Source organism: Pollutimonas rozaliensis, assembly GCF_048751585.1.
GTDB lineage: Bacteria > Pseudomonadota > Gammaproteobacteria > Burkholderiales > Burkholderiaceae_B.
The window spans coordinates 1-402 of record NZ_JAZHOB010000034.1 but is presented as its reverse complement, the minus strand read 5'-3'; the positions used below and the strand labels follow the sequence as shown (position 1 = coordinate 402).

Here is a 402-nt window from a genome sequence, read left to right as displayed (position 1 = left end):
AGCCGTCTGAAATCAGCGGAGTTGTACATGCGATATTATCCTAATGAGACTGAATGTAAGTTAGTCGTTGGGAGTAGTGGGTCTTACGGATTTCGTGGATATAAGTTCTGTGATACACGACATTTACCGTTATATCAGGACGAATACGGTATTGATGCATCTTATGATGTTAATAAGGGCTCTGATGGTAATGTGCTGAATGATATTGCGTACACAGCGGCAAGGGCTCAGCGCACAGAGTACTATGATACCAAGAATCCTCGTACGGATGTCATTACAGCGAACTTACGCCTTGTACCCTTGTACAAGTTCGATACAGATATTCGCGCGTACTATAAGTTCGTAGGAGACCCTGTGGCGACAGCAAGTTTTCATGGGGGCACTTATAAGTGGTGGTGGTTG

1 protein-coding gene is annotated in these 402 nt (G+C 44.5%); it reads left to right on the top strand.

Annotation, left to right across the window (positions count from 1 at the left end; genetic code table 11):
- Nucleotides 1-27: 27 nt before the first annotated feature.
- The coding region (locus V0R37_RS21855; RefSeq protein ID WP_420376523.1) for a hypothetical protein at nt 28-402 on the top strand (375 nt) is incomplete at its 3' end.